This window comes from Serratia sp. Res13-Sevr-LER1-36-b, assembly GCF_015673035.1.
In the GTDB taxonomy this organism is placed as follows: domain Bacteria; phylum Pseudomonadota; class Gammaproteobacteria; order Enterobacterales; family Enterobacteriaceae; genus Chania; species Chania fonticola_C.
In genome coordinates this window covers 208,173-234,824 of the sequence record NZ_JADACK010000020.1, presented here as the reverse complement: position 1 = coordinate 234,824, position 26,652 = coordinate 208,173, and the positions used below count along the sequence as shown (strand labels likewise).

The window sequence follows — 26,652 nt, the reverse complement described above, 5'->3', positions numbered from 1 at the left end:
ACAAAACGGAGAGAAACTATGTTTGAACCAATGGAACTAACCAATGACGCGGTGATTAAAGTCATCGGCGTCGGCGGTGGCGGTGGCAATGCCGTTGAACACATGGTGCGCGAGCGCATCGAAGGTGTTGAATTCTTCGCCGTTAATACAGACGCTCAGGCGCTGCGTAAAACGGCAGTTGGCCAAACCATCCAGATTGGTAGCGGTATTACCAAAGGTCTGGGTGCAGGCGCGAACCCGGAAGTGGGTCGTAATTCAGCGGAAGAAGACCGTGAAGCCCTGCGCGCCGCTCTGGAAGGTGCAGACATGGTCTTCATCGCGGCTGGTATGGGTGGCGGTACCGGTACCGGTGCTGCGCCAGTGGTGGCAGAAGTCGCAAAAGATCTGGGTATTCTGACCGTGGCCGTAGTGACCAAGCCTTTCAACTTTGAAGGCAAGAAGCGCATGGCATTCGCGGAGCAGGGTATCGCCGAGCTGTCCAAGCACGTGGACTCGCTGATCACCATCCCGAACGACAAGTTGCTGAAAGTTCTGGGCCGTGGCATTTCTCTGCTGGACGCATTCGGCGCGGCTAACGACGTGCTGAAAGGCGCGGTGCAGGGTATTGCCGAACTGATCACCCGTCCAGGCCTGATGAACGTCGACTTTGCTGACGTTCGCACCGTGATGTCCGAAATGGGCTACGCGATGATGGGTTCTGGCGTTGCCTGTGGCGAAGACCGTGCCGAAGAAGCGGCGGAAATGGCGATCTCCAGCCCACTGCTGGAAGATATCGACCTGTCCGGCGCCCGTGGCGTGCTGGTCAACATCACCGCTGGCTTCGACCTGCGTCTGGATGAGTTCGAAACCGTGGGTAACACCATTCGTGCTTTCGCTTCCGACAATGCGACCGTGGTAATCGGTACCTCGCTGGATCCGGAAATGAACGACGAACTGCGCGTGACCGTAGTTGCGACCGGTATCGGTATGGACAAACGTCCTGAAATCACCCTGGTAACCAATAAACAGGCCAGCCAGCCAGTGATGGATCACCGTTACCAGCAGCATGGTATGTCACCGCTGCAGCAGGAAGTGAAACCTGCTGCCAAGGTGGTGAACGATCAGAGCGCGCAACCAAACAAAGAGCCTGATTATCTGGATATCCCGGCCTTCCTGCGTAAGCAGGCAGATTAGGAATAAGCTGATAATTTGGAATCTCCGCTCTTTGTGCTAAACTGTCCCACCGGCCTTGCTGTATGCTGGGCTGGTTGGATTGATAACATTGCGAGATAAAACGATGATCAAACAAAGGACATTAAAACGTATTGTTCAGGCGACTGGTGTCGGTTTACATACCGGCAAGAAAGTCACGCTGACAATGCGCCCAGCGTCGGCTAATACCGGGGTCATCTATCGTCGCACTGACTTGAATCCACCGGTTGATTTCCCGGCTGATGCAAAATCCGTGCGTGATACCATGCTCTGTACTTGCCTGGTGAATGAGTCAGACGTGCGTATTTCCACCGTTGAGCATCTTAATGCTGCGTTGGCGGGCTTGGGTATCGACAACATCATTATTGAAGTTGACGCTGCCGAAATCCCGATCATGGACGGTAGTGCCAGCCCGTTTGTCTATCTGTTGCTGGATGCCGGCATTGAAGAGCTGAACTCGGCGAAGAAATTCCTGCGTCTGAAAGACACTGTACGCGTTGAAGATGGCGACAAGTGGGCAGAGCTGTCCCCGCATAACGGGTTCCGCCTGGACTTCACCATCGACTTCAACCACCCGGCGATTGATGCCAGTACCCAACGCTATCGTCTGGATTTCTCAGCCGATTCGTTCGTACGCCAAATCAGCCGTGCGCGTACCTTCGGTTTCATGCGTGATATCGAGTATCTGCAGTCCCGTGGCCTGGCTCTGGGCGGCAGTTTCGATTGCGCGATTGTGGTGGATGACTATCGTGTCCTCAACGAAGACGGCCTGCGCTTCGAAGACGAATTCGTACGCCACAAAATGCTGGATGCCATCGGCGATCTGTTCATGTGCGGCCATAACATCATTGGCGCGTTCACCGCGTACAAATCAGGCCATGCGCTGAACAACAAGTTGCTGCAAGCCGTGTTGGCGAAACAGGAAGCTTGGGAATTCGTGACATTCCAGGATGAAGCCGAAATGCCGTTGGCATTCAAGGCTCCATCAACCGTACTGGCCTAAACTGCCAAGACGTCAATTACTTATCACGACCGGTCGCGTTGGCTCTCTCTCCTGCCAACGAGGCCAGTCGTTCTAATATCTTGCGCAATTTTTCTGGGCTCTGCGCCGCCAATCCCCGTAATGCATCCGCACTTTCCAGGCTCAAATGACGCATAGGTACCTCTGCTTGCTGGCCATTTTCCGTGCTTTTGCCGTGGTTTTGTACCTGGCTGCTGCCTTTTGCCATCAACGAAGGATTAATCCTGATGTCGATTGACGACAAAGATGGTAGAATTTGCGCTCGTAGTGCGGAGAGCAGGCTGGGTTGTTCATAGCGTAAGCGCATCATCCAACTGGCATTGGCGGTTTCCAGCACTAAAATACCCTGTCTGAAGTTGGCGACACGGCACCAAGGGTGCAACTGAGCGGGCAATAACCCCTTCACGGCACGATTGAGTTTCAGTAGCGCGGTAGCGCGTTGCTGAACGTTATGCAGCGGTCCTTTCTCTGTTGCAGACGCGTCGTCAAACAGGATATCTAATAATTGTGGACGGCTATCGCGCATAATGGGCTCCGGCGGATAATAAACACGTGATCGGTATTCTAAATCGTTGGCGACAATTTGGCAGACGTTATTTCTGGCCTCATCTCCTGTTGGGGATGGTAGCGGCTACGCTTGGCGTACCGCAAAATCTGTCCGGCACCGTCGATCAAAGCGCATTACCGAGCACCTCGTCCAGTCTTAACCGGCAAAATTCCGCCAGTCACGCCTTCAACAGCCTGGCGTTACTGCAAGAAGTGCATCGTCGCCCAACGTTTAACGTTGATTACTGGCACCAGCATGCGCTTCGAACCGTCATTCGTCACCTCTCTTTTGCTCTGGCACCTCAGGCCGTCTATGCCCGGGTGCAGGAAACGGAGACCGTTGCGGTTGAACCTCCATTACAGGTGGCTCAGCTTGCCCTGCTCTCCACGCTCAATGCGCTACTGACGCACGAGCCAAAACCACCGACTATCATTCGTGATACCCATCACCCTATCGTTCCTTCTTTGGCGCAGCATCAGGCCGGGCTGTGGCTCGCTCAGGTGCAAGGTATTCGCGCCGGGCCTGCAGCCCTCGGCTAATCTTTGCCCTCAGGGCAGCAAAAAACAAACAACACAACAGCTTGTTGACGGCCATTATGGTGTCGTCGCGTAAGAGATATAAAGAATCATGTTAATCAAACTATTGACCAAAGTTTTTGGTAGCAGCAACGATCGTACCCTGCGCCGTATGCGCAAAGCGGTTGAGATGATCAACCGTATGGAACCAGACATGGAAAAACTGTCTGATAGCGAACTGCAGGCCAAGACCGATGAGTTTCGCGCGCGTCTGAAAAAGGGCGAAGTGCTGGAAAGCCTGATCCCGGAAGCCTTCGCCGTAGTGCGTGAGGCCAGTAAACGAGTCTTCGGCATGCGTCACTTCGACGTGCAGCTGTTGGGCGGGATGGTGCTCAACGACCGCTGTATCGCCGAGATGCGTACCGGTGAAGGTAAAACCCTGACCGCAACCCTGCCTGCCTATCTGAACGCCCTGAGCGGCCGTGGCGTGCACGTGGTTACCGTCAACGACTACCTGGCCCAGCGTGACGCCGAAAACAACCGTCCGCTGTTCGAGTTCCTGGGTTTGAGCGTGGGTATCAACCTGCCTGGCATGCCTGCTCCGGCCAAGCGTGAAGCCTATGCCGCAGATATTACTTACGGTACCAACAACGAATACGGCTTTGACTACCTGCGTGACAACATGGCGTTCAGCCCGGAAGAGCGCGTACAGCGTAAGCTGCACTATGCGCTGGTGGATGAGGTTGACTCCATCCTGATCGACGAAGCGCGTACGCCGCTGATCATCTCCGGCCCGGCCGAAGACAGCTCAGAGATGTATAAGCGTGTTAACAAGCTGATCCCACAGCTGATCCGCCAGGAAAAAGAAGACTCCGACACCTTCCAGGGGGAAGGGCACTTCTCAGTCGATGAAAAAGCGCGCCAGGTTCACCTGACCGAACGCGGCCTGATCATGATCGAAGAGATGCTGATGGAAGCGGGCATCATGGATGAAGGCGAATCGCTGTATTCACCAACCAACATCATGCTGATGCACCACGTCACCGCCGCGCTGCGTGCCCACGTGCTGTTCACCCGCGACGTTGACTATATCGTTAAAGACGGTGAAGTCATTATCGTTGACGAACACACCGGCCGTACCATGCAGGGCCGCCGCTGGTCCGATGGTCTGCACCAGGCGGTAGAAGCTAAAGAAGGCGTAGAGATCCAGAACGAAAACCAGACGCTGGCTTCTATCACCTTCCAGAACTATTTCCGTCTCTATGAGAAGCTGGCCGGTATGACCGGTACGGCGGACACCGAAGCTTTCGAATTCAGCTCCATCTACAAGCTCGATACCATCGTGGTGCCGACCAACCGCCCAATGATCCGTAAAGATATGCCGGATCTGGTCTACATGACCGAAAAAGAGAAGATCGCGGCGATCATCGAAGATATCCGTGAGCGTACCGCCAACGGCCAGCCGGTGCTGGTGGGGACCATCTCGATTGAGAAATCGGAAGTGGTTTCCCGTGAGCTGACCAAGGCAGGGATCGAACACAAGGTTCTGAACGCCAAATTCCACGCCATGGAAGCGGATATTGTGGCCAATGCGGGTCAGACTGCCGCAGTAACCATCGCCACCAACATGGCCGGTCGTGGTACCGATATCGTATTGGGCGGCAGTTGGCAGAGTGAAATCTCCCATCTGGAAGATCCGACTGAAGAGCAGATTGCCGAAATTAAAGCAGCCTGGAAAATTCGTCACGACGCCGTACTGGCCGCCGGTGGCTTACACATTATCGGTACCGAACGTCACGAATCACGCCGTATCGACAACCAGCTGCGTGGCCGTTCCGGCCGTCAGGGTGATGCCGGTTCTTCCCGCTTCTACCTGTCAATGGAAGATGCGTTGATGCGTATTTTCGCCTCGGATCGTGTTTCTGGCATGATGCGTAAACTGGGTATGAAGGATGGCGAAGCTATCGAGCACCCGTGGGTTACCAAAGCCATTGCTAATGCGCAACGCAAGGTTGAAAGCCGTAACTTCGATATTCGTAAGCAACTGCTGGAATACGATGATGTGGCCAACGACCAGCGCCGTGCGATCTATAGCCAGCGTAACGAATTGCTCGACGTGTCTGACGTGAGCGAAACCATCAACAGCATCCGTGAAGACGTGTTCAAAACCACCATCGACAGCTACATTCCGCCGCAGTCGCTGGAAGAAATGTGGGACGTGAAAGGGCTGGAAGAACGCCTGAAAAACGACTTCGATCTGGATATGCCGATCGCCGAGTGGCTGGATAAAGAGCCTGAGCTGCACGAAGAAACGCTGCGTGAACGTATCATGGCGAAGGCGAAGGAAGATTACCTGCGCAAAGAAGAGGTTGTTGGCGCCGAAATGATGCGCAACTTCGAAAAAGGCGTGATGCTGCAGACGCTGGATTCCCTGTGGAAAGAGCACCTGGCGGCGATGGATTACCTGCGTCAGGGTATCCACCTGCGTGGCTATGCGCAAAAAGATCCGAAGCAGGAATACAAGCGTGAGTCCTTCAACATGTTTGCCACCATGCTGGAATCGCTGAAATATGAAGTGATCAGCGTGTTGAGCAAGGTTCAGGTACGCATGCCGGAAGAGGTTGAAGCCCTGGAGCTGCAACGTCGTGAAGAAGCCGAGCGTCTGGCACGCCAGCAACAGCTGAGCCACCAGGAAGAAAACGCCCTGGCGGTCACCGATCCGAACGCTCCGGCAGTCGCCGAACGTAAAGTAGGGCGTAACGATCCTTGCCCATGCGGTTCCGGTAAGAAATACAAGCAGTGCCACGGCCGCCTGCAAAAATAAGCCGAGTGCAGTGAACGGTTAATGGTAAGGGCTCAGCATGCTGAGCCCTTTTTTTAAGTGGTAACATCTGGAGGATGCGATGAAGCACCTGAACATCGCCGTAGGGATTATCCGTAACCCACAGCAGGAGATCTTCATCACACGCCGCGCTGCGGATTCGCACATGGCTGGTTTTTGGGAATTCCCTGGTGGCAAGATTGAGCAGGGCGAAACGCCAGAGCAGGCATTAGGCCGCGAATTGCTGGAAGAAACCGGGATCCACGCCAATCAGGCACGGCTGCTGGAGGTGCTGGAGCACCGCTTTACTGACCGGATCGTAACGCTGAATTTCTATCTGGTGGAAGATTGGGCGGGTGAACCCTATGGCCGTGAAGGCCAGCCGATGCGTTGGGTGAAACAGGCCGACCTGCGCGAGGAAGAGTTCCCCGAAGCCAACGTCAGTATCATCAAACTGTTGGTGGCGCAGGCCAGTGCCGCGTAGTGCATTTTAGGCCTGGGCTACCAGGCCTAATAACACCACTTTAAAGATCCTTATCCTCTTCACTCCAATCTTCGCTTTCATTCAGCTCATTATTGCTGGGAATGCGTTTCTCTTCATCGGCCCATTCACCAAGATCGATCAACTGGCAGCGTTTGCAGCAGAACGGGCGATACGGGCTGACTTCACCCCAAACCACGCCTTTGCCACAGGTTGGGCATTTTACTACGGTCATATTCATTCCTTTCTCCCTCATACCCGTCGCCTTTCAAGCTGCAGCGTTGTTACCTGCACTCACTCACCCCAGTCACTTACAAAAGTAAGCTCCTGAGGATGAGTGAGCTTGGTGCCTAGCTGCAACTTGAAATTCTTAGGGTATAAAAGGTTAATTTCATATGCTAGCAACAGGCCAGCTCAAAGGTAAGACGCTCTGGCACTGTGCCGTTTTCGCTGTCTAGCGGCAGGAAACGGATGGCATAGCGCGTCTTGTGGCCGGAAATCTGCGGGTAAAGCTGGTAAGCCAGGTTAATACGCAAGCGTAACAGATCTGCCCCTTCGGCGTTATCCTGGAAGAAGCCGTTGAGGCTGATCTGATTGCGAAACGGCCCGGCCTGGCGCACCAGATCCAACACGATGGTCAGCGCCTGATTCAAGGGTTCGAGGGTTTGCAACCAGTCTGCCACGTCGGCATCACGTTCATGCTGCGCTACGTGCATCCACATATGCAGCGTAGGTAAATCAAAGCTGCAACAGCCGCCAGGAATGCTCAGACGTTGGCGAACCAGGCTAATCAGCCGGTCTTCACGCAGCGCCTGGCCCATACGCGGGGCAGACATCAGCGCAGAGGCACAGCCCTTCAACTGGCTGCGTAGCTGATTGACCACTGAGATATCGACACCGGGCAATTCTGCCCACTGCAGTAATTTCTGCTGCTGGCGTTCCAGCTCTTTGAGCAGTTCGGTACGTACTTCGCCACGTTCCAATACGTCCAGCAGGTCCGCAACGGTGCGGAAAAAGGTCAGGGCGATAGCGGTTTCGCTCAGCGCTCTTTGGCCATGCAGTTGCTGTAATAAAAACTCGATCCGCAGCCAGGTGCGCATTTTTTCATTTAACGGGTGTTCAAAGAGAACGGTCGGGGAAGCGTCACTCATTCGGTGTGATCCTGTCGGGTCGCTGAGGTTGCCAGCTCAAGATAGTGTTGATGCAATGCGGCGACATGGGATTCAATTCCTTGTGCGCTACCGCTATTGTCAATTACGTCATCCGCCACGGCCAGACGTTGTTCGCGCGTGGCCTGTGCAGACAGAATATTCAGCGCCTGCTGACGGCTGATGCCGTCGCGGGCCATGGTTCTGGCTAATTGTGTTTCGCTGTCGACATCCACCACTAAAACGCGGTCGGCACGATCCTGCAGGCCGTTTTCTACCAGCAAGGGGACTACCCATAGTACGTAACAACTCTGGGCGTTGGCTAGCTGACGCTGCGTTTCCCGCTGGATCTGCGGGTGCAGCAACTGGTTTAGCCAGCGCTTTTCGTCGGGATCGCTGAAGATCCTTTGACGCAAAGCCGCACGGTTGAGGGATCCATCCGCCAGCAACATTTCATTACCAAAATGTGCCGCAATGGCGTCCAATGCCGGGGTTCCAGGCTCAACAACCTGGCGAGCAATGATATCCGCATCCACAATGGCCACGCCAAAACGTGCAAAGGCGTTGGCAACGGTGGACTTGCCGCTGCCGATACCGCCGGTTAATGCCACTAGGTAGGCCATGGTCAAAGGGGATCCTGATATTCTCTAAAAATTATAAACGAATCATAAAGCGATCGCGCAGAAGTGCAAGCGGGTGCGTCTGACTTGCCCTGCGGTTGGCGTTTTGAGAGGGATAATTTGAACGGCAGGATCGAGAAAATGAGGCGGCAATCACATTGGGATGTCACAGGTAAATTTGTGGGATTGTACCGTAAATAAAGGCGAAATCGCAGTCTTGCCGAGCGATTATTAGTGCGTATGATAACACCACTGGAACTGGCAATAACAATACCCGCCGCCTTTCAAGGTAAAACTTGAAATTCATAGGGTAGTGGTTCGAAATCCCCTTGCGATCCGTCGCCAAAAACCAGGAAATCATAAGTCATGCGTATTGAAGAAGATTTGAAGTTAGGCTTTAAAGATGTGTTGATCCGCCCAAAGCGTTCCACGCTGAAAAGCCGCTCGGAAGTTGAACTGGAGCGCCAGTTTACCTTCAAACATTCAGGTTACAACTGGTCCGGTGTGCCGATTATTGCCGCCAATATGGATACGGTTGGCACCTTCCGCATGGCCGAGGCCCTGGCAACCTTCGACGTTCTTACCGCCGTTCATAAACACTACACCGTTGAGCAATGGGCCGAGTTTGTTCAGCGCTCGTCCGAATCTGTATTGCGTCATGTGATGGTGTCTACCGGCACTTCTGAAGCCGACTTCGTCAAGATGAAGCAGATCCTGGCACTTTCCCCGGCGCTGAAATTTATCTGCATCGACGTGGCCAACGGCTACTCCGAACACTTTGTTGCCTTCCTGAAAAAAGCCCGTGAAGCTTGTCCTAGCCATGTGATCTGCGCGGGTAACGTGGTTACCGGTGAAATGGTGGAAGAGCTGGTACTGTCCGGTGCCGACATCGTCAAGGTCGGGATTGGTCCTGGTTCGGTCTGTACCACCCGTGTGAAAACCGGCGTGGGCTATCCGCAGCTTTCCGCGGTCATCGAATGTGCCGATGCCGCACACGGCCTAGGTGGGCAGATTGTCAGCGATGGCGGTTGTTCTGTTCCGGGTGATGTGGCGAAAGCCTTCGGCGGCGGCGCAGACTTTGTCATGCTGGGCGGGATGTTGGCCGGGCACGACGAATGTGAAGGCACCGTGGTGGAAGAAAACGGTGAGAAGTTCATGCTGTTCTACGGTATGAGCTCAGAGTCTGCCATGAAACGCCATGTGGGCGGTGTAGCCGGCTACCGTGCTGCGGAAGGTAAAACCGTCAAGCTGCCGCTGCGTGGTGAAGTCGAGTTTACCGTGCGCGATATCCTCGGCGGCCTGCGTTCTGCTTGTACTTATGTGGGCGCAGAACGTCTGAAAGAGCTGACCAAACGCACCACCTTTATCCGCGTGGCGGAGCAGGAAAACCGCGTTTTCGGCAGCAAATAATTGCCTGACCTTGTACGGGCACAGTATGTGCCCGTATCACACAGCGCGAAAATAGAGAGCGTTACCCCAGCACGTTTCCCAACTGGAATATCGGCAAATACATCGCGATCACCAACGTCCCCACAATCCCGCCAACCACTATCATCAGCAACGGCTCCAGCGTTTGCGCCAGCGTATCGGCGAGTTCATAGGTTTGTTGTTCGTGCCAGACTGCCAGCTTGTCCAACAGAATATCCAACGTGCCGGACTCTTCCCCCACCCGCACTAATTGCTGGCACAAAGAAGGAAACAGCGGCTGTTGAGCTAGTGCGCTGTGGAAGGGATACCCTTGAGAGAGCTGCTGTTCGATCGCCGTCAGCGCCTGGCAATAAAACACAATATTCACCGATAACTTTGCCGTGCCTAGCCCTGCCACCAGCGTCAATCCGGCCTGCTGTGTCATGGCCAGAATACGGAACACCTGGCTCAGGCAATTACCCTTGACCAAAGAGGCAATCAACGGGATACGTAGCAGCATTGCTTGCTCACGTTGCTGCCAATTTGCTAACGGATGCAACCTGCGCCAATAAAATCCTGCCAGCCCAGCCACTGTGAGCAATAGATAAGGCCCGGTAGCGATCAATGCGCCGGACAGTGCCAGTAGCCCTTGAGTAAACCAAGGCAACGGGGCGTCGAATGATTGATAAATCTTGGCAAACTCCGGCAGCACCATCACCAACATCAGAATGGTGACTGAAATGGCCACCAGGCAGATAAACATCGGGTAGCGCAGTGCCTTCAGCACCTTTTTCTGTAGCCTTTGCTGGGCTTCCTGTTGCTGTGCCAACTGCAGGCAGCAGCGATCCAGATTGCCCGTCAATTCACCGATGGCGATCAGTTGGCGGTAGATTAGGGGGAATATGCGATGTTGCTCTGCAATCACTTCGGAAAAGGGCTGCCCCATCGCCACGCTATTGCTGATTTCCAGCAACAGACAGCGCCAGGCTGCCGACTGATGCTCCTGAGCCAGCAACTGTAGGCTGTTGACCAGCGGTAACCCTGCTTGCAACAAGGTAGCCAACTGGCGGGTGAATTGGATCATTGGTTCGCCACGCCATTGACGTGCAGAGACCCGTTTCCCCGCCCCCAGTTGGTAAGGCTGCAATCCTTGCTCCAGCAAATGCTGATAGACCTGATTTTTCTCCTCTGCCAGCAACTCGCCATGGCGAATTCCACCTTGGCTGTCGATGGCTTGCCAAGTGAACAGACGGCGAGTTTTCATGGCGTGCTCTCACCCTGTGCTGTCACCCCGACCACGCGGTACAGTTCCTCCAGCGAGGTTGTCCCCTGGGCGACTAGCCCCAGGCCCGCTTGCAGCAGTGTTGTTTGACCCTGCTGTTGTGCGATATCGGCCAATTGGATCACCGAGGCATTTTGCATCAGGGCATGTTGGATTTCGGGCGTGATCTTCAGCAGTTCGTAAACGCCGATCCGGCCGTAATAACCGCCAAAGCAGTGCTCACAGCCGGCCGCACGCCACGGGATCAGGGGTTCCTGCCAAATGGTGGCCGGGAAGTGCAGGATCTCAACTTGTGGATAGCGGCAATGAGGGCACAAACGCCGCACCAGGCGTTGGGCGATCACCAGTTTCAGGCAGGCAGACAGTAGGTAACCGGGAATGCCCATTTGGGTCAGGCGAGTCAGCGTTTCGCAGGTGGAATTGGTGTGCAGGGTCGACAGCACCAAATGCCCGGTTTGTGCCGCCTTGACGGCAATTTCTGCCGTTTCTTTATCGCGGATCTCGCCGATCATGATGACATCTGGATCCTGGCGTAGCAGGGCCCGTAACACGCGAGCGAAGTCCAGATCGGTTTTACTGTTGATCTGCGTCTGGTTAATACCGAACACCGGGATCTCGATAGGATCTTCAACGCTGCACAGGTTGCTCTGTGCATCGTTCAACTGACGTAACCCGCTGTACAGCGTCACGGTTTTACCGCTGCCGGTCGGGCCGGTCACCAGGATCATGCCTTGTGGGTTGCAGAGGGCATTGGCATAGCATCCAAGCGCTTCCTGGCTCATACCAAGCTGCTCGAGCGGCAATTCCTGGCGATCGGTTTGCAGGATCCTCAGTACCACCTTTTCCCCATGCAGCGTGGGTAAGCTGGATATCCGCATTGAGAAACTGGCATTATCCAGCTGCACGCTGAGTTGGCCGTCCTGTGGCAGGCGGCGCTCGGCGATATCCAGTTGCCCCATGATCTTCAACCTGGCAGTGATCCTGGCCGCCAGCGAAAAGGGGGGAGAGGCAATTGCCTGCAGCACTCCGTCAATCCTTAGTCTGACGCGGAATCGTTGCTGATAAGGTTCAAAATGCACGTCAGAGGCACGCCGTTGAATGGCGCTACGCAGCGTTTGGTTAATAAATTGCACCACCGGCGTGTCGCTGTCGTCGTTAAGCGAAGGGGGCCGCTCCTCGGTATTTTCCGGCGGTGGAACCAGAGCGAGGGATTGCCGCTGGTTCTGCGCCTGTTCCAACCGGGCAACGGGCCATTGCTCAATCCCCACGCTTTTGCCGGTGGCGAAACGCAGAGCGCTCACCAGTGCCGCAGGGATTTCACCATGCAGGGCGATAGTCAGCCGCTGCTCGTCTTCGCTGAGTGCCAGTGCCTGATAGCGCTGGCACAGCGCGTGGATTTCATCGCTGATTTCCATACCGCCCCTCCTTTACTGCGCTGCATCATCAAAACGGAAAACTTCCTGGCAGGTTTCCTGCAGGCTGGTGTTACTACTGCTGCATTGGCGTGCCCAGCGCATGGGGCCGGTGGAGTCCATTGTGGGAGCCAGAGTCACCGTCAGGCCTTGCAGGCTCTGTGTGCCGATCAGGTTGATGGTTCCCCCGGTGACCTTGATACTGCTGACGTAACGTGTTGTCGCCCCAGCAGGGATCCCTTTGCTGCCCGCATCGCAGCCTGACGGGCCACCGCCTTCCAATGCGCACAATTCAACCGCCATTTTGTACGGCACCATGGCCTGCAACATATCGGTCATGGCGGCCTTCTGGATATAGCGCTGATAGGCAGGAATGCCAATGGCGCTGAGGATGGCGACGATGGCAATCACCACCATTAATTCGATCAGGGTAAAACCGCGTTGTGTTTCCATCTGTTGTTTCCTCCGTGTCATCAGGAGGCAACGTTAAAATGACCAACAGCGGGTGGCGAGGGCGGAATGTGGATTATGCGTGGCTGTTCCACCGCAATACGTCCGTGTTACGCGGCGTTGAAAAACAATGCGTAGTGCTTCACAACCGTGAGGAGATGATGCCTTTTTGATTATACCCCATCGGCTAGGGCCGTTGACTGAGTTGGGGTACGTCCATTTTTTCTCTAAAATTTTCCACCCATGGAATGTGATTATTCTTATCTAATAAGAATGATCCTGTATTTGGCTTTTTTTAACTAATGCGATAACTCTAGGGGTTGGTTCTGATTTTATGGGTAATCACCCTTGTTTTCATAAGAATAATCCTCCATCAATAATTCCGTAATATAATTCTTATATAATATTTATCAATAAAAATACCATTGATCTGTTTTAGAGATCACGGTATCTTTGCCCTCGCCGTAACAAAGAAGTTAATAAATATCATATATTCTGCGCTTTAATAAAGGCATGGGTTATCGTGCCTTTATATTGAGCGTAGATTTGTTCTATCGTTGATGATAGACATAACTAGGGCTATTTATTTCACTTTTATATAAGGATGATGTTGTGAAAAAATTAAACGTTTCTGAAGCTAGCACAATCGTTGGCGGCACTTGCAAAACCTGTAGCGTTGAGTATGTAAACCTGACTCCAACCACTTGTAATGCTGTTACCACTTGTGTAGACAAAGATGGCAAAGTTGTTAGCGTTGACAGCAAGCCAGTTGCGCTGAGCAGCTGCCCTGCGCAGCCATAATGTAAACGTTGGTTTCCTGTCTGACAGGAACTAATGCCAGTGCTGGTGCGGTAGGGTTTATCGCATCAGCCTGTTTGATTCTCGTGCATTTTTAATGGACAGGGATGTGACTGCTGCAAGGATTATTGCAGCCTGCCTGACTAAAACAATCAATATCCCTCCGTTATTAAGTGCTAATCGATTTACCCTTATACATAAAGGTTTGTGATTATTCACACGCAACCTTGAAAGATTTTGGGTATATGTAATTTAGGACGTAGCGCTCATGTTCAAGAAGCCCTTTTATCTTTTCGCCTATACCCTTTTGGTTATTATTATATCTTCGCTGATCACCACGGCTTATTTTCACTATTTTGTGCTGAATCAGAATGCCGGTCCTGAACAACAGGCTCTGACTATGGTCAGCGAGAGCGACGTTAAAACCAGCCCGATAAACACGGATAATACGATTGTCGAGATCTTCTCTTACGGCTGCCACTATTGCGCCTTGAACGAAGAGAATGTTGCCAAGATGGAAGCGCGGATGCCAGCCGGGACTCAACTGGTCCGTGTGCATATCGCCAACCTGAACAATGATGGCCTGGCGAGCTTTGCCCCGTTGTTTGCCACCCTGACGGTGATGGGCATTGAACCACAGCACCGTGAGAGCGCTTATGACGCCATTATCAAAGGCAAAATCGATCTGAGTAATCCAGTCAATCGCGATAAATGGTTAACGAAAAACGGTATCGATCTTGCTGCCTATAACAAGGCCAGCCAGACGCCGCAGGTGGCGGAGCTACTGGACTATATGACCAAAGTTTCCGGGCATTACAAAATCAAGGCGACCCCAACGTTTATCGTCAACAAAAAGTGGATGGCCGTGCAGGATCGCGATTTCCCTGAGTTTGCCGATCATCTGCTGTCACTGTTACAGCACGACAAACCGCTGGAGCAATAATGCGCTTATTTGCCGTGTGGGTGTATCTGGCGTGGAGAGAGGCGCTCACAACCCTGGCACGCGGTTCGTTGCCCTTGCGCAGAGCATACGGCAAGACGGTTTGTTGGCTGCTGCGCCACGGCAACTACCGTTGGTTCCTTGGGCTGGCGGCGCTGAGCCGCTGGCTGCGATTAAATGACCGGGGCGATCGTCGGCGTGCCTTTGTGGCCGAGGCGAATAAGCAATCCCTGCTCGGGGCCGACTACCAAGGGAATTTTGCCCGCACCAGCCAGCGCCGCCGTTTACTGGAGCTGGCCGCAACCTATGGTCAGAGCCCTCAGGTCGCAGCCCAACTGGCTCGCTGCCAGGCAGAGCTTAATGCGGTCGTCGAGCCTTTGCATCAGGCAGGGCACCCGGTGGTGCTGGCACCGCTGCATATGCTCTCTGACGTGCTGGCCGGTATGGTCGGTGCCGGGGTATTTCCGGGACAGGCAACGGCGATTGTCTCCGTGAGCGTGGAGGTGTATCACGCCAGGGCGCGGGAATTAGGGCGCGTTAACCTGTCCTATTGCTCGATCCATGATGATAACCGGGAAATTGCTGGCAATCTGATGGGCGCGATTATGGAAGCGGCCGATCATCAACGCAATATCATGATTTTCCCGGATATCTCTCCGGATTACACCGTCAATACCAATACGGCGCAAACGGCAAAGCTCGGTTGCCGTCTGTTTGATCGCCCGGCTAATCTGCACAGCGGCGTGATCCGCATTGCCCGAGCGCTGTCGGCGCAGGTGGTGTTTTATTACCTGTATTACGACAAAGAGATAAAAATCCACATTGAGCCGCCGATGCCGGCGCGCAGTGTGAAAGCCAGGCTACCGGAAATTGTTGAGAGTTCGATCGTCCGGCACCCCGAGGACTGGCTGTTATGGCACGCACATTCGTTATTTTTTATCAATGAATAAACCGGAAATTGAAGAAGTCAGATCATGGAAAAGATAATCCCGACGCTGGTCTTTCAAGGCGAAACTAACGAATGTGGGCTGGCCTGCATCGCCATGATGGCGGAAACCCAGGGGATTGATGTCTCGCTGGAAAGCCTGCGTGAACGCTATCCGGCCTCGCAGCATGGCACCTCGCTGGCCAGACTGTGCGATATCATGGGCGAAATGGCGATGCCCGCTTATCCCGTGGCTTTTGAGCATGACGAACTGGCAGAACTGCCGCTGCCCGCCATTTTGCATTATGGTGCCAGCCATTACGTGGTGCTGGCCTACCGTAAAGGCAACCATGTCTGCGTGATGAATCCGGGCATTGGTCAGCAACTGTTGCCGATTGATGCGCTGAAACTGGATATCAGCGGCTATGCGCTGGTGCTGGACAATGAAACCCAGCCCGATCCGCAGGCGCTGGCCAACGTGCAGCGCAGTAAACGCTTTCGCATGTTCGACACCATGAGTCTGAAAGAAACGGCACGTATCCCCGGCATTTACCGATTGATGATACTGGCGTTTCTGATCTCGTTAACCCTGTTTATCATGCCGACGATGGTCAGTAGCGCCATCAACCAGGTCTTCTCTTCTGCGGGAAAAACAGATTTCCCCTATTTTTACTTCCTGCTGGCGTTTGTCGTTTCGACCACGCTGGCCTTCGGCGTGCGTTGGATCACCGAGCGATTTATTAAACGTTTCGTGGTGGTCAACAGCGTGGCCGGTTTCTCGCGCTTGCTCAGTAATTCACTGAATTTCTTTGATAAACGTGCACCAGGTGACGTCTTTAGCCGTTTTGCCAGTTGGCAGATGGCCTCGGGCATTAAAATCGAGCTGGATAACGGCCTGCGTACCGACTGGATCATCGGTGCCATCGCGCTAGCGGTGATGTGCTATATGAGCCCGCTGCTGGCCATGGTGTCTGGCATCAGTGTCACCCTGATGGGGCTGGTTAGCGTCTGGGCCATCTATCGTGACCGCTATTTTACCCAGCAAATGCAGGTCAAAACGGCCGATCAGAGCGACTTTATCCTTGAGAGCATTCAAGGGTTCGCCACCATCAAGTCCGCCGGGCTCGATAGCCAACGCAAGGGCCTGTTTGCCAAATATGCCCTGGCGCTGTTTACCTGCCGCCAGCAGCAGAGAATGTACGAGCAGGTCAAAAGCAGCCTGTATCAGCTGATCGGCAGCCTGGAGATGGTGCTGTTTATGTTCCTGGCGCTGCCGTTGTTGAAAAACGAAACTATCACGCTGGGTGAGTTCTTTGCCTATAGCTTTGTGCGTGAAATCTTCACCTCTTACATCACCAAAATTTTCTATTCCATCCTGCAAAAGAATCAGCTGAATGTGATTGATACCCGCGCCCGGGATCTGTTTCCGTCACGTTCTGCACCGGCGCCAGGCAATGATGCGGTCCCTGCGCCCATCCCGTCGTTCACCTCGCAACTGCGTTATAACCATATCGCCTTTGCCTATGACGCCCAGCAACCGGTGCTACACGATCTTTCGCTGTCGCTCAGGCCGGGGCAAAGCATTGCCATTGTCGGTGAGTCTGGCGCGGGTAAAAGCACCTTGCTGAAGGTGATGACCGGCCTGATGCCACCACAGCAAGGGGACGTAATGGTGGATGGTCAGCCGCTCGATTATCAGCAGGTGCACGCGCTGTTCTTCCTGCAAAGCCAGGAGGACATCTTGTTCAATGCCACGGTGCTGGAAAACATCACGCTGTTTGATGAGAACTTTAATGAACAAAAGCATCGGCAGATTGAGCGTTCGCTGGAGGGGCTGAATCTTGCTCCGGTGATCGAGAAATTGCCGGGCGGCCTGAATGCCCTGATCCGTGAAAGCCATGCTGGGCTGTCTCTGGGGCAACGTCAACGCCTGTTGCTGGCACGTGCCATGTACAGCGATCGCCCGGTGCTGGTGTTGGATGAACCCACGGCCAACCTGGATGAGGAAACGGCGCATCAGGTGATGACCACCTTGCTGGCACATTGTCGCGAACGGCATAAAACGTTGATCACCGTAACGCACAGCGAGAGCGTATTACCGATGTTTGATCGGGTGTTCCGCGTGAGCAATGGCCATGTGGCCAGCGTCGAAACACCACCGACACTGACTACGGCGGTGTGCTGATGAAGCTGAAGATGTTTGGCAAGGCTCGCCGTCTGGTAATGCTCGCCTTGCTGTGCCTGGTGGCCTTGATCGGCGCGATCGTCTGGTACGTCTCGACACCCGCGCAGGATCATACCTATGACACCGAAGAGATCACCCGTGGCGATATCGAAAAAACCGTGCTGGCCACCGGCATTCTTAAACCGGCACTGCAGGTCAGCGTTGGTGCCCAGGTTAACGGGCAATTGCAAAAGCTGTATGTGAAGCAGGGCGATCGTGTCACTCGCGGGCAACTGCTGGCGGAAATCGACCCGACCTTGCAACAAAACGCACTGCGTAAATCTGAAGCTGCCCTGCAAAGTGCCGAAGCGCAAAAGCAAGTCACCCTGGCAACACTCAAGCAGTATCAACAGGAGCTGAAGCGTCAGCAAAAGCTGGATCGTGATGGTTCAGGGGTGAAAAGCGAATTGGAAAAGGCGCAGGCGCAGTTCCAAACCCAGGTTGCCCAGTTGAAGGTCAACGACGCGCAGATCGTCCAGGCGCAGATGGAGCTGGAAACGGCCAAGGCCAATCTGGGCTTTACCCGCATCGTTGCGCCGATCGACGGTGAAGTGCTGGGGATTGTCACCAAAGAAGGGCAGACCATCGTGTCGTCACAAACCGTCCCGACCATTCTGGTGCTGGCGGATGTGGATACCATGACGGTACACACCCGTATTTCGGAGACCGATATCCTGAAGGTGCGCGTGGGGCAACCGCTGTGGTTTTACGTGGTGGCCGATCCAAAACAGCGCTACGAAAGCGTGATGGGCTCGATCCAGGAAGCCCCCAATGAGGCTTTGCAGGAAGACAACGCATCAAGTTCCTCCAATCAGCAGGCTTCGGCGGTGTATTACAGCGGCGTATTTGCTATTGCCAACAGTAAGCGCTTGCTGCGAACTTCGATGACCGCCCAGGTATTTATCATTACCGAGCAGGTGAAGAACGCCCTGCGTGTCCCGGTAGCCGCCTTTGGTGAACAACAGGGTAAAGATCGTTATCAGGTACAGGTGATGAACGGTAAACAGCTTGAGTCACGCTGGGTGCGCATCGGCCTGAACGACCGCCAGTTTGCCGAAGTAAAAGAAGGGCTGAAAGAGGGCGACCGCGTGGTATTGGCGGGGAGCGCTAGCAATGGTTAAGCCATCTTCTGCGTTGATCTCACTGAGCGGTATCTCCCGGCATTTTGTTTCTGGGTTGCAGACCGTAGCGGTACTGAAAAATGTCTCCCTCTCCATCCAACCGGGCGAGATGGTGGCGATCGTTGGCGCGTCCGGCTCGGGGAAATCCACGTTGATGAACATCATCGGCTGCCTGGATAAACCCACCGAAGGTGAGATGCAGATCAAAGGCATCTCCACCCAACTCGCCAGCAGTGAGCAGTTGGCCGAGTTACGCAGCCAGTACATCGGGTTTATCTTCCAGCGTTATCATCTGATGCCTTATCTGAGCGCCAGCGAAAACGTCGCCATTCCTGCCCTGTATACCGCGATGCCTGCGGCGGAACGCCAGACGCGGGCCGAATACCTGCTTACCCGGCTTGGGTTGCAACAGCGGATGAACTACAAACCGGCGCAGCTCTCCGGCGGGCAACAGCAGCGCGTCAGTATTGCCCGCGCGTTGATGAATGGGGCCGAAATCATTCTGGCCGATGAACCGACGGGGGCGCTCGATCGCGCCAGTGGGCAGGAGTTGATGGAAATTCTGCACTCTCTGCACCGCTCGGGGCACACCATCATTATCGTCACTCACGATCGGGATGTCGCCAATCAGGCGCAGCGCATTATCGAAATCAGCGACGGTGAAATTATTGACGATCGGCGGAATGAAGCGGTTGCGCCACTGGACACCCGTCCCGTATTGCCGGTGGTTGCTGCTACTGGGCGTAACCCGTTCTGGCAGAGTGTGCAAGAGGCGATCAAGATGGCCTGGCGTGCGCTGATGGGGCACCGTGCCAGAGCCTTCCTGTCGATGTTGGGCATCATTATCGGCGTCTCCTCCGTGGTGTCGTCGATGGCGGTGGGTGAGGGGGCAAGGCAAAATATTCTCAGGGAGATCGGCCAACTGGGCAACAGTACGCTGGAAATCCGCCCTGGTGAAGGGAGAGGGAAAGTGCGGCCTGACTTTGCGCGCGCATTGAAGGTTTCCGATGTAGAGCTGTTGGCTCGCCAGCCTTATGTCGACAGTGTATCGCCAGTGGTCAGCACTGCGGTGACCGCGGTGCGCGGTGGCAAAGAGGTTACGGTGGCGATTTCCGGCATCAGCAATGCCTATTTCCGCGTGCAGGGCCTGCATTTTATCTCTGGTAACGGTTTTACCCAGCGCGATCTGGACGAGCGGGAACCGGTGGTGATTATTGATCCGGAATTACGCGATACGCTGTTTGAAACGGATGAAACACCAGAAGGGGAAATCATCCAGCTTGGCGGTACGCCTTACCGGGTGATCGGCGTTGCCGAGCGTAAAGGCGGCAAATTCAGCGGCATGATGCTGGGCGCCTGGATGCCCTATACCGCGCTGCTGGAGCGCATGTCTGGTGATATGCCGATCGAGTCTATGACCTTGCGTGTACGTGACGGGCTTTCACCGCATGAAGTACAGGGGCTCGTGGAAAAACTATTAGAACAGGCTCATGGCCAGCGTGACTTTTACACCCAGACCAACGATCAGATGACGCAGGCCATCCGCAAGGCATCGGACTCCATGAATCTGCTGATCACCGCCATTGCCGGGATTTCGCTGCTGGTGGGCGGGGTTGGCGTGATGAATATCATGCTGGTGTCGGTCACCGAACGCACCCACGAGATTGGCATTCGTCTTTCGGTCGGCGCACGGCCAGCGGACATCATGCGCCAGTTCCTGATTGAAGCGATGGTGATCTGCTCGCTGGGAGGGCTGATCGGCATTATTGGCTCCGGGTTGGCCGGGGTAATTTTCTCCCAGGTGACTCAAGAGTTCTCGATGATCTTTACCTGGCCACCGTTGGTACTTGCCTGCGGATTCTCTGCACTGATCGGCCTGGGTTTTGGCTTTTTCCCGGCGCGCAATGCGGCACGTCTTCATCCCACGGAGGCGCTGGCGCGCGAATGATGATGAACAAATTCTCTCTAGCCATCTTGTTGCCCCTGCTGCTGGGCGGTTGTGGTTCCTTGACGAAAAGCGATTATCAGCGGCCAATGCTGTCGGTGCCCGCCGAGTGGCGAGTGCAGGATACCGGTTCTGGCTATCTGCAACACACTGACCACTGGTGGGATAACTTCGCGGATCCACAGCTCTCGATGCTGATCGGACGCGCGCTGACCAGCAACAACGATCTGGCCATCGCGGGCATACAGCTCCAGCAGGCCCGATTGGCGGCTGGGTTAACCGATACCAATTTAACGCCTGACGTTTCAGTGACGGGTAGCGCCAACAACAGCAAAAACCTGCGGAATAATACTACTCCGACGGAGTCTTACAGCACGACGTTGTCGCTGAGCTATGAGCTGGATCTGTGGGGGAAATTGGCACGTGCCAGAGAACAGGCGCAGTGGCAGGCTGAAGCCACGGAGCAGGATCGGCAAAACACCGCGCTGACGCTGATCGGCAATACGGCGCAATATTATTGGCAGATTGCCAACCTCAACCAGAAGATAAAACAGCAGCAAGCGGGGCTGGCAATTGGGCAGCAGACGCTGGCTCTGGTGCAGTCACGCTATGCTTCCGGTGCCGCCGGGCAGCTCGATCTGTTACAGGCGCAGCAATCGCTGATCAATCGTGAAAACACCTATCGCACGCTGCAACAGCAGCGGGAAGAGAACCGTAATGCGCTGGCGATCCTGTTTAACCGTTCGCCCACCGATCGTCAGGCAGAGCGCAGCTCGCTGGACATCAATCAGGATGTGCCGATCGCCAAGTTGTTGCCGGTTGAAGTCATTGCCCGTCGCCCTGACGTGAAGGCGGCGGAAGGGCGCCTGCGCGCAGCTCTGGCAGGTTCGGACGTGCAGCGTTTGAGCTTCTACCCATCGCTGTCACTGGCGGCCTCACTCGGTTCTGCCAGCAGCATTTTCTCTCAATGGTTCAGCGATCCGGTCAGGACGCTGGGAGCCAACGCTGCGTTGCCGTTTGTGCAATGGAACACGGTGCAATTGACCATTGAGAAGTCGGATTTGGACGTCAAACAGGCGGCGATCGTCTTTCGCAGCCAGGTCTACAACGCGCTTGCCGATGTGGATAACGCCATGTCGCAACGCCTTAGCTATCAACAGCAAAAAATCAATCAGCAACAGAATCTGCAGCTTAGCCAGCAGCGCCTGGTATTGGCCAGAAGCCAGTACCAGGCGGGGGCCGTCTCATTCCAGAGCCTACTGGATGCTGAGGACGATCTGCTGACCATCGAAACCAATTTGTCAGATCTGCAGTACAACTACCTCAATGCCACCATGAAGCTGTGGCTGGCGTTGGGCGGCGGTGTGGAAAAAGACAGTGATATAACAGGATGAGATCATGAATAAAGATGCTTTGTCACGTCGCGTGGTGGTTACAGGCTTTGGTGCGGTCACGCCATTGGGGATGAATGCCGAGCAAAGCTGGGCGGCGATTATGGATTATCAGTTGGGCTACCGGTATTTCGATCGGTCCGCCGTGGGGATCCAGTCGCGTTTCTTCGGGGTGATCGACGATGAACCCAGCCTGAAGGGCGTTCCTGCAGCGATCCGTCGCCGCCTGCCACGCTTTGCCCGCCTGGCGTTGGGGGCGGCCCGCGAAGCGATGGAGATGGCCTTCCACGGGGAGAGCCCGGCGGCCTATTACGATCTGCTTGAGTGCGGCACCATCATCGGCAGCGGCTGGGCGGGTCAGGATGAAACCCATATTAATTACGAAGGCTATCTGCGCACCGGGTTGGGTTCGCCTTTTGGCTGTTTCCTGTCCATGCCGAATGCCGCAACGGCGGCCTGTAGCCTGTTTTGGGGACTGCGCGGCTATCAGAATAGCCCGATTGCTGCTTGTGCTACCGGGACGATCGCCATCGGCGATGCGTTTGAGGTGATCCGCAGTGGCCGTGCCTCGATGATGCTGGCCGGGGCAGGTGAGTCGTTGTGTACCGATGCTGCCGTGTGGAACATCGATATCCTGCGCGCCTTGGCGAGTGAGCAGGATGATGCCAGCAAGGCCTGCTGCCCATTCAGCCTGGATCGCAACGGCTTTGTCCTTTCCGAAGGTGCTGCCGTGTTGTGCCTGGAAGAGCGCGAAGCCGCACTGGCGCGTGGGGCAACCATCTTGGGGGAAATCAAGGGCTACGGCAATTACTCTGATGCCTTCGACTTTACCGCACCGGCGGAAGACAAGATTGCCCGGGTGAAAACCATCCAGCATGCCTTGCGCCAGGCCGGGGTAACGGCGGAGGAGATTGACTATATCAATGCGCATGGCACCTCTACGCCCCTCAACGATCTGAATGAAACCCAGGCGATCAAGCTGGCCTTCGGCGAGGCGGCCTACAGCACGCCGCTTTCCAGCACCAAGTCTTACTCCGGGCATCTGATTGCGGCGGCAGGCAGCTTTGAATCCATCATCTGTCTGCAAGCGTTGCAGCATCAGCTGATGCCCGCCACCTGTCACCTGAAAAATGCCGATCCGGAGTGCGATCTGGACTATATCAGCGAAGGGCATCGCCCGGCCCGGTTACAGAACATCTTGAATCTGAGCTTTGGTTTCGGTGGCGCTAACGCGGCCTTGGTTATCGGGCAGGCATGAGCATGATCCTCAACTACACCCTGCGTGATGCTGAAGAGTGGGCCGCCTTTTCCGGCGACTACAACCCGATCCATTTTGATCTGCAGCACGTGCGCAAAATGGGGGCCGATCAGCTAAGTGTCCACGGGATGCGTGCGATGCTGGACATGAAACGTCATCTGAGTGAGGTGTTGCTTGCAACTCCGCTGGAGCATGACTTTTATGTTTTCAGCACCCGCATGCGCCGGCCGGTGCTGTGCCAGACGCCGTATCACTTGCAGATTGTGGGCAATGGCAAGCAGATCACCGGCAAGATGCTGGACAGTGTCACGCAGGAAAGCTGTTTCAACAGCAAACTGGCCCCGGTTAAGCCGTTAACGCTGGCAGCTTCTGAACAGGAGCATGTACTGAGCATTAACGAGGTGATGGCACTCAGCCAGACATTCCCGGGGCAGGCATCGGATGCCACTCAAGCGTGGAGTTTCTTTGACGCCCTGCTGTTCCAACTGCTGGTGAAATCACCGGAAACCTTGGCGGCGCTGACGACGGCGCTGCCGGAACTGCAGGTCGCTACGCTGATTGAGGTGTTTGCTCAGATCCCGGTGGTACAGACGCATCATGAAACCCACTTCAGCGCCCGATTATTCAACCCCGAAACGCTATTTGAACCCGAAGATCGGCTGTACTACCGCATTCAGCCGATGCTGGTTATCGGGGACCGAAGCAGCGGATTTGTGTTACGCGCGGTGATCGAGGCCAGAACGCAGCGGCAGCCTCTGCTCGTCACCTCGGTGACCTTAAAAACATGGCCATTGGCCGACAATTAACCACAGGGATATAACCATGGAAAACTACCAACAGGTTTACGACACCGTTACGGAAATGATTTGTGATGCCAAAGATCTCGAGATGGCCGATCTGGCGCCAGAGATGCCCCTGCAGCAGTTGAAGCTGGACAGCCTGGACTATGTGGAGCTGATGGTATTGGCCAAACGTGAGTTCGGAGTCACGCTCAACGCCGAAATGTTCATCAATCAGCCGACTATGACGCTGGGTGAACTCTGTCAAAACCTGGCCGACGCGCAAAAATAACCCTATGACTAAACAATGGGTATTAGTGACTGGCGGTAGCCGGGGGATTGGCCGCGCATTGGTGGAAGAACTGGCCAAGCAATGGAACGTGGTGTTCACCTGCCGTAGCGGCCAGTCGGCCAGCGCGGCGGTGATTGAAGCCTGCGCGGGTTTGCCGGGTTGGGTGGAAAGCTGCGTGTGTGACGGCAGTGACGAGCAGGCGGTGAACCTTGTGGCTCCGCAGTTGCTGGCCCGCCTCGGAGCGCCTTTTGCAGTGATCCACAACGCCGGGATCACGCTGGATGATTTGCATATCCAGCAAACCGGTGAGCGCTGGCGGCAGGTGATCGACACCAACCTTAACGCCATCTTCTACTGGAACCGCCACCTGCTGCCCGCCATGATGGCGCAGGGGGAAGGGGCGATGGTGCTGATGTCTTCGGTGACGGGTATCAAGGGCAACACCGGGCAAACGGCCTATGGGGCCAGTAAGGCGGCGATGATCGGCATGGGGAAATCTCTGGCGCTGGAAGTGGCCCGTTTTGGTATCCGTGTGAACTGCCTGTTGCCCGGGATTATCGAAAGCGAGATGACGCAGGCCATTCCGTCGGAGGCGCTGAAGGCGCTGCGCAAACAAATTCCTCTGCGCCGCCTGGGCAAAGCCAGCGAAGTGGCGCGTACCACCGCGTTTCTTATCGGTGATGACAGCCGTTATATGACGGGCCAAAGCCTGATCCTTGACGGGGGTTTGACCGTCTAAAGCAAGCCTGATTTATTCTTCTATTGGGGTATCTCTGCATACCCCAAGTACTTTCGATAACCCTCTATTGCCTCACCTCAGAGCATCCACGATCTCCCCCTCCTTCTATCAAATGGTGAGTTTAGCTTACGATCTGCGCGGTTAAATAAAGCACCGTTGTTAAAATTGACTGTGCAAAAAACAGACTGTTTCACACGTTATTACCACGGGGTGAAATGAATAAATGGCACTAAATCCGCTGAAATTCGATTTATTCCACAAAGTTATGCTGAGCATCAGGTTGTAGCTTGACCAGAATTTTCTTATGTCGTTAAATCCAATATCTGGAAAAACGTGTATAGGGAAATACCGCATGTCGGCTAACACCAATCGTAAGTTTTTGAGCATGGATGAAGTACAGCGTTTACTTGATGCAATTCCTGATCATAAGAATACCGTCCGCGATAAATGTATGTTGCTGGTTTGCTTCATTCATGGATTGCGCGTCTCCGAACTCTGTAATCTGCGCCTGCAGGATCTGGATTTACTCAGCAAAAAATTGTATGTCAATCGCCTGAAAAATGGTTTTTCCGTGCAACATCCGATCCAGCCGCGTGAGCACTCTGCACTGGTCAGTTGGCTGGCCCTGCGCCCGCAATATCTTGAAGCAGACAGTGATTTTCTGTTTCTGTCACGCCAGGGGGGACGACTTTCTCGCCAGCAGATGCATCGCCTGTTCCGCGAGTATGGTGAACTTGCTGGACTGAATGTCCCCGTGCATCCGCATATGTTACGCCACGCCTGTGGTTATGCGCTGGCTGATGGCGGCATTGATACTCGCTTAATCCAAGATTATCTGGGCCATAAAAATATTCAGAATACGGTAATTTACACGGCCAGTAACGCGGGGCGTTTTCGCTCGATTAGAATATAATTAAAATCTGCTTGAAAAACAGTTTATTTAATTCATCTATAATGGTTAGACTCATCCAATCTTGGTTGAGTTTAACATTAGATATATAACTGCCCCTAATTTATTATGCACTCATGGATAAGGAACTCATGAAGATATAATATATAAATACAATATTGGCTACTGCGCTCATTATTGATAAGGTATTTCATTGCATTGTGATTGAATTGTTTTTTCGGATTTATCTCTCACTTAAGAAAGAATAATCCTTTAATTTATAGGGTATTGGCTTTTCTATGGCGTTTCTTTTTTTTTGTCGGATATCCTTAGCAATTCCATGGCTGTTGTCTTTTTTCCTCTCCGCTATACTGATCTGGGATAGGTTGAAGCTGTAGCAACCCTTGCATCAGCGATCCTATGAATCTTGTAGGTATGTAAAAGGATGAATAGCCC

The 26,652-nt window shown here is 54.3% G+C and carries 25 protein-coding genes; 18 read left to right on the top strand and 7 right to left on the bottom strand.

The genetic code is table 11. From position 1 onward, the window contains the following. Positions 1 to 18: 18 nt before the first annotated feature. Entirely contained in the window at positions 19 to 1,173 is a 1,155-nt protein-coding gene (gene ftsZ, locus IMQ33_RS15235; protein WP_024483522.1) for a cell division protein FtsZ, read from the top strand. Between the two features lie 103 nt (positions 1,174 to 1,276). Beyond that, on the top strand, positions 1,277 to 2,194 hold the full coding sequence (gene lpxC / locus IMQ33_RS15230; RefSeq protein ID WP_021179330.1) for a UDP-3-O-acyl-N-acetylglucosamine deacetylase: 918 nt from the start codon (positions 1,277 to 1,279) through the stop codon (positions 2,192 to 2,194). A 16-nt stretch (positions 2,195 to 2,210) separates the two neighbouring features. Here lpxC and IMQ33_RS15225 read toward each other — a convergent pair whose 3' ends face one another. Beyond that, positions 2,211 to 2,738 (bottom strand): DUF721 domain-containing protein, encoded by a 528-nt coding sequence (locus IMQ33_RS15225; protein ID WP_065687087.1) that lies wholly within the window; start codon positions 2,736 to 2,738, stop codon positions 2,211 to 2,213. A 26-nt stretch (positions 2,739 to 2,764) separates the two neighbouring features. Between IMQ33_RS15225 and secM the strand changes: the two genes are divergently transcribed. From secM to mutT, 3 genes are all read left to right on the top strand, one after another. After that, positions 2,765 to 3,298, top strand: coding sequence for a secA translation cis-regulator SecM (secM, locus tag IMQ33_RS15220; RefSeq protein WP_161739159.1), 534 nt, complete (start codon positions 2,765 to 2,767; stop codon positions 3,296 to 3,298). An 88-nt stretch (positions 3,299 to 3,386) separates the two neighbouring features. Beyond that, the gene (secA, locus tag IMQ33_RS15215; protein ID WP_065687085.1) at positions 3,387 to 6,098 is read left to right on the top strand and encodes a preprotein translocase subunit SecA; all 2,712 of its coding nucleotides are present in this window, start codon (positions 3,387 to 3,389) and stop codon (positions 6,096 to 6,098) included. Between the two features lie 79 nt (positions 6,099 to 6,177). Then, positions 6,178 to 6,579, top strand: coding sequence for an 8-oxo-dGTP diphosphatase MutT (gene mutT, locus IMQ33_RS15210; RefSeq protein ID WP_065687084.1), 402 nt, complete (start codon positions 6,178 to 6,180; stop codon positions 6,577 to 6,579). A 40-nt stretch (positions 6,580 to 6,619) separates the two neighbouring features. Here mutT and yacG read toward each other — a convergent pair whose 3' ends face one another. From yacG to coaE, 3 genes are all read right to left on the bottom strand, one after another. Further along, a complete protein-coding gene (gene yacG, locus IMQ33_RS15205) occupies positions 6,620 to 6,817 on the bottom strand; it encodes a DNA gyrase inhibitor YacG (RefSeq protein ID WP_226906633.1) in 198 nt (65 codons plus the stop codon). Between the two features lie 157 nt (positions 6,818 to 6,974). Next, positions 6,975 to 7,727, bottom strand: a complete 753-nt coding sequence (gene zapD, locus IMQ33_RS15200; protein ID WP_065687082.1) for a cell division protein ZapD — start codon at positions 7,725 to 7,727, stop codon at positions 6,975 to 6,977. Next, entirely contained in the window at positions 7,724 to 8,347 is a 624-nt protein-coding gene (gene coaE, locus IMQ33_RS15195; RefSeq protein ID WP_024527160.1) for a dephospho-CoA kinase, read from the bottom strand. Before coaE ends, zapD begins: the two co-directional genes overlap by 4 nt. A 363-nt stretch (positions 8,348 to 8,710) precedes the next feature. Between coaE and IMQ33_RS15190 the strand changes: the two genes are divergently transcribed. Beyond that, positions 8,711 to 9,754: a GMP reductase gene (locus tag IMQ33_RS15190; RefSeq protein ID WP_065687081.1), complete on the top strand. Its 1,044-nt coding sequence runs from the start codon at positions 8,711 to 8,713 to the stop codon at positions 9,752 to 9,754. A 61-nt stretch (positions 9,755 to 9,815) separates the two neighbouring features. Here the strand turns inward: IMQ33_RS15190 and hofC are convergent, their stop codons facing one another. The 3 genes from hofC to ppdD are packed head-to-tail and all read right to left on the bottom strand — an operon-like array spanning position 9,816 to position 12,898. Further along, entirely contained in the window at positions 9,816 to 11,015 is a 1,200-nt protein-coding gene (gene hofC / locus IMQ33_RS15185; protein ID WP_196062221.1) for a protein transport protein HofC, read from the bottom strand. Beyond that, positions 11,012 to 12,448 (bottom strand): type II secretion system protein GspE, encoded by a 1,437-nt coding sequence (gspE, locus tag IMQ33_RS15180; RefSeq protein ID WP_196062222.1) that lies wholly within the window; start codon positions 12,446 to 12,448, stop codon positions 11,012 to 11,014. The genes hofC and gspE overlap by 4 nt, the downstream gene beginning before the upstream one ends. A gap of 12 nt (positions 12,449 to 12,460) precedes the next feature. Next, the gene (gene ppdD / locus IMQ33_RS15175) at positions 12,461 to 12,898 is read right to left on the bottom strand and encodes a prepilin peptidase-dependent pilin (RefSeq protein WP_196062223.1); all 438 of its coding nucleotides are present in this window, start codon (positions 12,896 to 12,898) and stop codon (positions 12,461 to 12,463) included. Positions 12,899 to 13,507: 609 nt separating this feature from the next. On the opposite strand from ppdD, the gene IMQ33_RS15170 reads away from it, so the two are divergent. From IMQ33_RS15170 to IMQ33_RS15115, 12 genes are all read left to right on the top strand, one after another. Beyond that, on the top strand, positions 13,508 to 13,696 hold the full coding sequence (locus IMQ33_RS15170; protein WP_071784393.1) for a DUF4762 family protein: 189 nt from the start codon (positions 13,508 to 13,510) through the stop codon (positions 13,694 to 13,696). Positions 13,697 to 13,961: 265 nt separating this feature from the next. Then, a complete protein-coding gene (locus IMQ33_RS15165) occupies positions 13,962 to 14,636 on the top strand; it encodes a DsbA family protein (RefSeq protein ID WP_065687077.1) in 675 nt (224 codons plus the stop codon). Then, positions 14,636 to 15,583 carry an ABC transporter gene (locus IMQ33_RS15160; RefSeq protein WP_196062224.1) on the top strand — a complete coding sequence of 316 codons (948 nt, stop codon included), beginning with the start codon at positions 14,636 to 14,638 and terminating at the stop codon, positions 15,581 to 15,583. Before IMQ33_RS15165 ends, IMQ33_RS15160 begins: the two co-directional genes overlap by 1 nt. A gap of 24 nt (positions 15,584 to 15,607) precedes the next feature. After that, positions 15,608 to 17,743 carry a peptidase domain-containing ABC transporter gene (locus tag IMQ33_RS15155; RefSeq protein ID WP_065687075.1) on the top strand — a complete coding sequence of 712 codons (2,136 nt, stop codon included), beginning with the start codon at positions 15,608 to 15,610 and terminating at the stop codon, positions 17,741 to 17,743. Beyond that, positions 17,743 to 18,903: an efflux RND transporter periplasmic adaptor subunit gene (locus tag IMQ33_RS15150; RefSeq protein ID WP_196062225.1), complete on the top strand. Its 1,161-nt coding sequence runs from the start codon at positions 17,743 to 17,745 to the stop codon at positions 18,901 to 18,903. Before IMQ33_RS15155 ends, IMQ33_RS15150 begins: the two co-directional genes overlap by 1 nt. After that, positions 18,896 to 20,851 carry an ABC transporter permease gene (locus tag IMQ33_RS15145; RefSeq protein WP_196062226.1) on the top strand — a complete coding sequence of 652 codons (1,956 nt, stop codon included), beginning with the start codon at positions 18,896 to 18,898 and terminating at the stop codon, positions 20,849 to 20,851. Before IMQ33_RS15150 ends, IMQ33_RS15145 begins: the two co-directional genes overlap by 8 nt. Next, complete coding sequence (locus tag IMQ33_RS15140) at positions 20,848 to 22,242, top strand: efflux transporter outer membrane subunit (protein WP_370575375.1); 1,395 nt, start codon at positions 20,848 to 20,850, stop codon at positions 22,240 to 22,242. Before IMQ33_RS15145 ends, IMQ33_RS15140 begins: the two co-directional genes overlap by 4 nt. Positions 22,243 to 22,246: 4 nt before the next feature. Continuing rightward, positions 22,247 to 23,497 carry a beta-ketoacyl synthase gene (locus IMQ33_RS15135; RefSeq protein ID WP_098928793.1) on the top strand — a complete coding sequence of 417 codons (1,251 nt, stop codon included), beginning with the start codon at positions 22,247 to 22,249 and terminating at the stop codon, positions 23,495 to 23,497. 2 nt (positions 23,498 to 23,499) lie between these two features. Further along, positions 23,500 to 24,303 (top strand): MaoC/PaaZ C-terminal domain-containing protein, encoded by an 804-nt coding sequence (locus IMQ33_RS15130; RefSeq protein ID WP_196062257.1) that lies wholly within the window; start codon positions 23,500 to 23,502, stop codon positions 24,301 to 24,303. Between the two features lie 16 nt (positions 24,304 to 24,319). After that, positions 24,320 to 24,568 carry an acyl carrier protein gene (locus IMQ33_RS15125; RefSeq protein WP_098928789.1) on the top strand — a complete coding sequence of 83 codons (249 nt, stop codon included), beginning with the start codon at positions 24,320 to 24,322 and terminating at the stop codon, positions 24,566 to 24,568. Positions 24,569 to 24,572: 4 nt separating this feature from the next. After that, positions 24,573 to 25,307 (top strand): SDR family NAD(P)-dependent oxidoreductase, encoded by a 735-nt coding sequence (locus tag IMQ33_RS15120; protein WP_065687069.1) that lies wholly within the window; start codon positions 24,573 to 24,575, stop codon positions 25,305 to 25,307. A gap of 352 nt (positions 25,308 to 25,659) precedes the next feature. Then, a complete protein-coding gene (locus tag IMQ33_RS15115; protein ID WP_024529774.1) occupies positions 25,660 to 26,220 on the top strand; it encodes a tyrosine-type DNA invertase in 561 nt (186 codons plus the stop codon). Positions 26,221 to 26,652 lie beyond the last annotated feature (432 nt).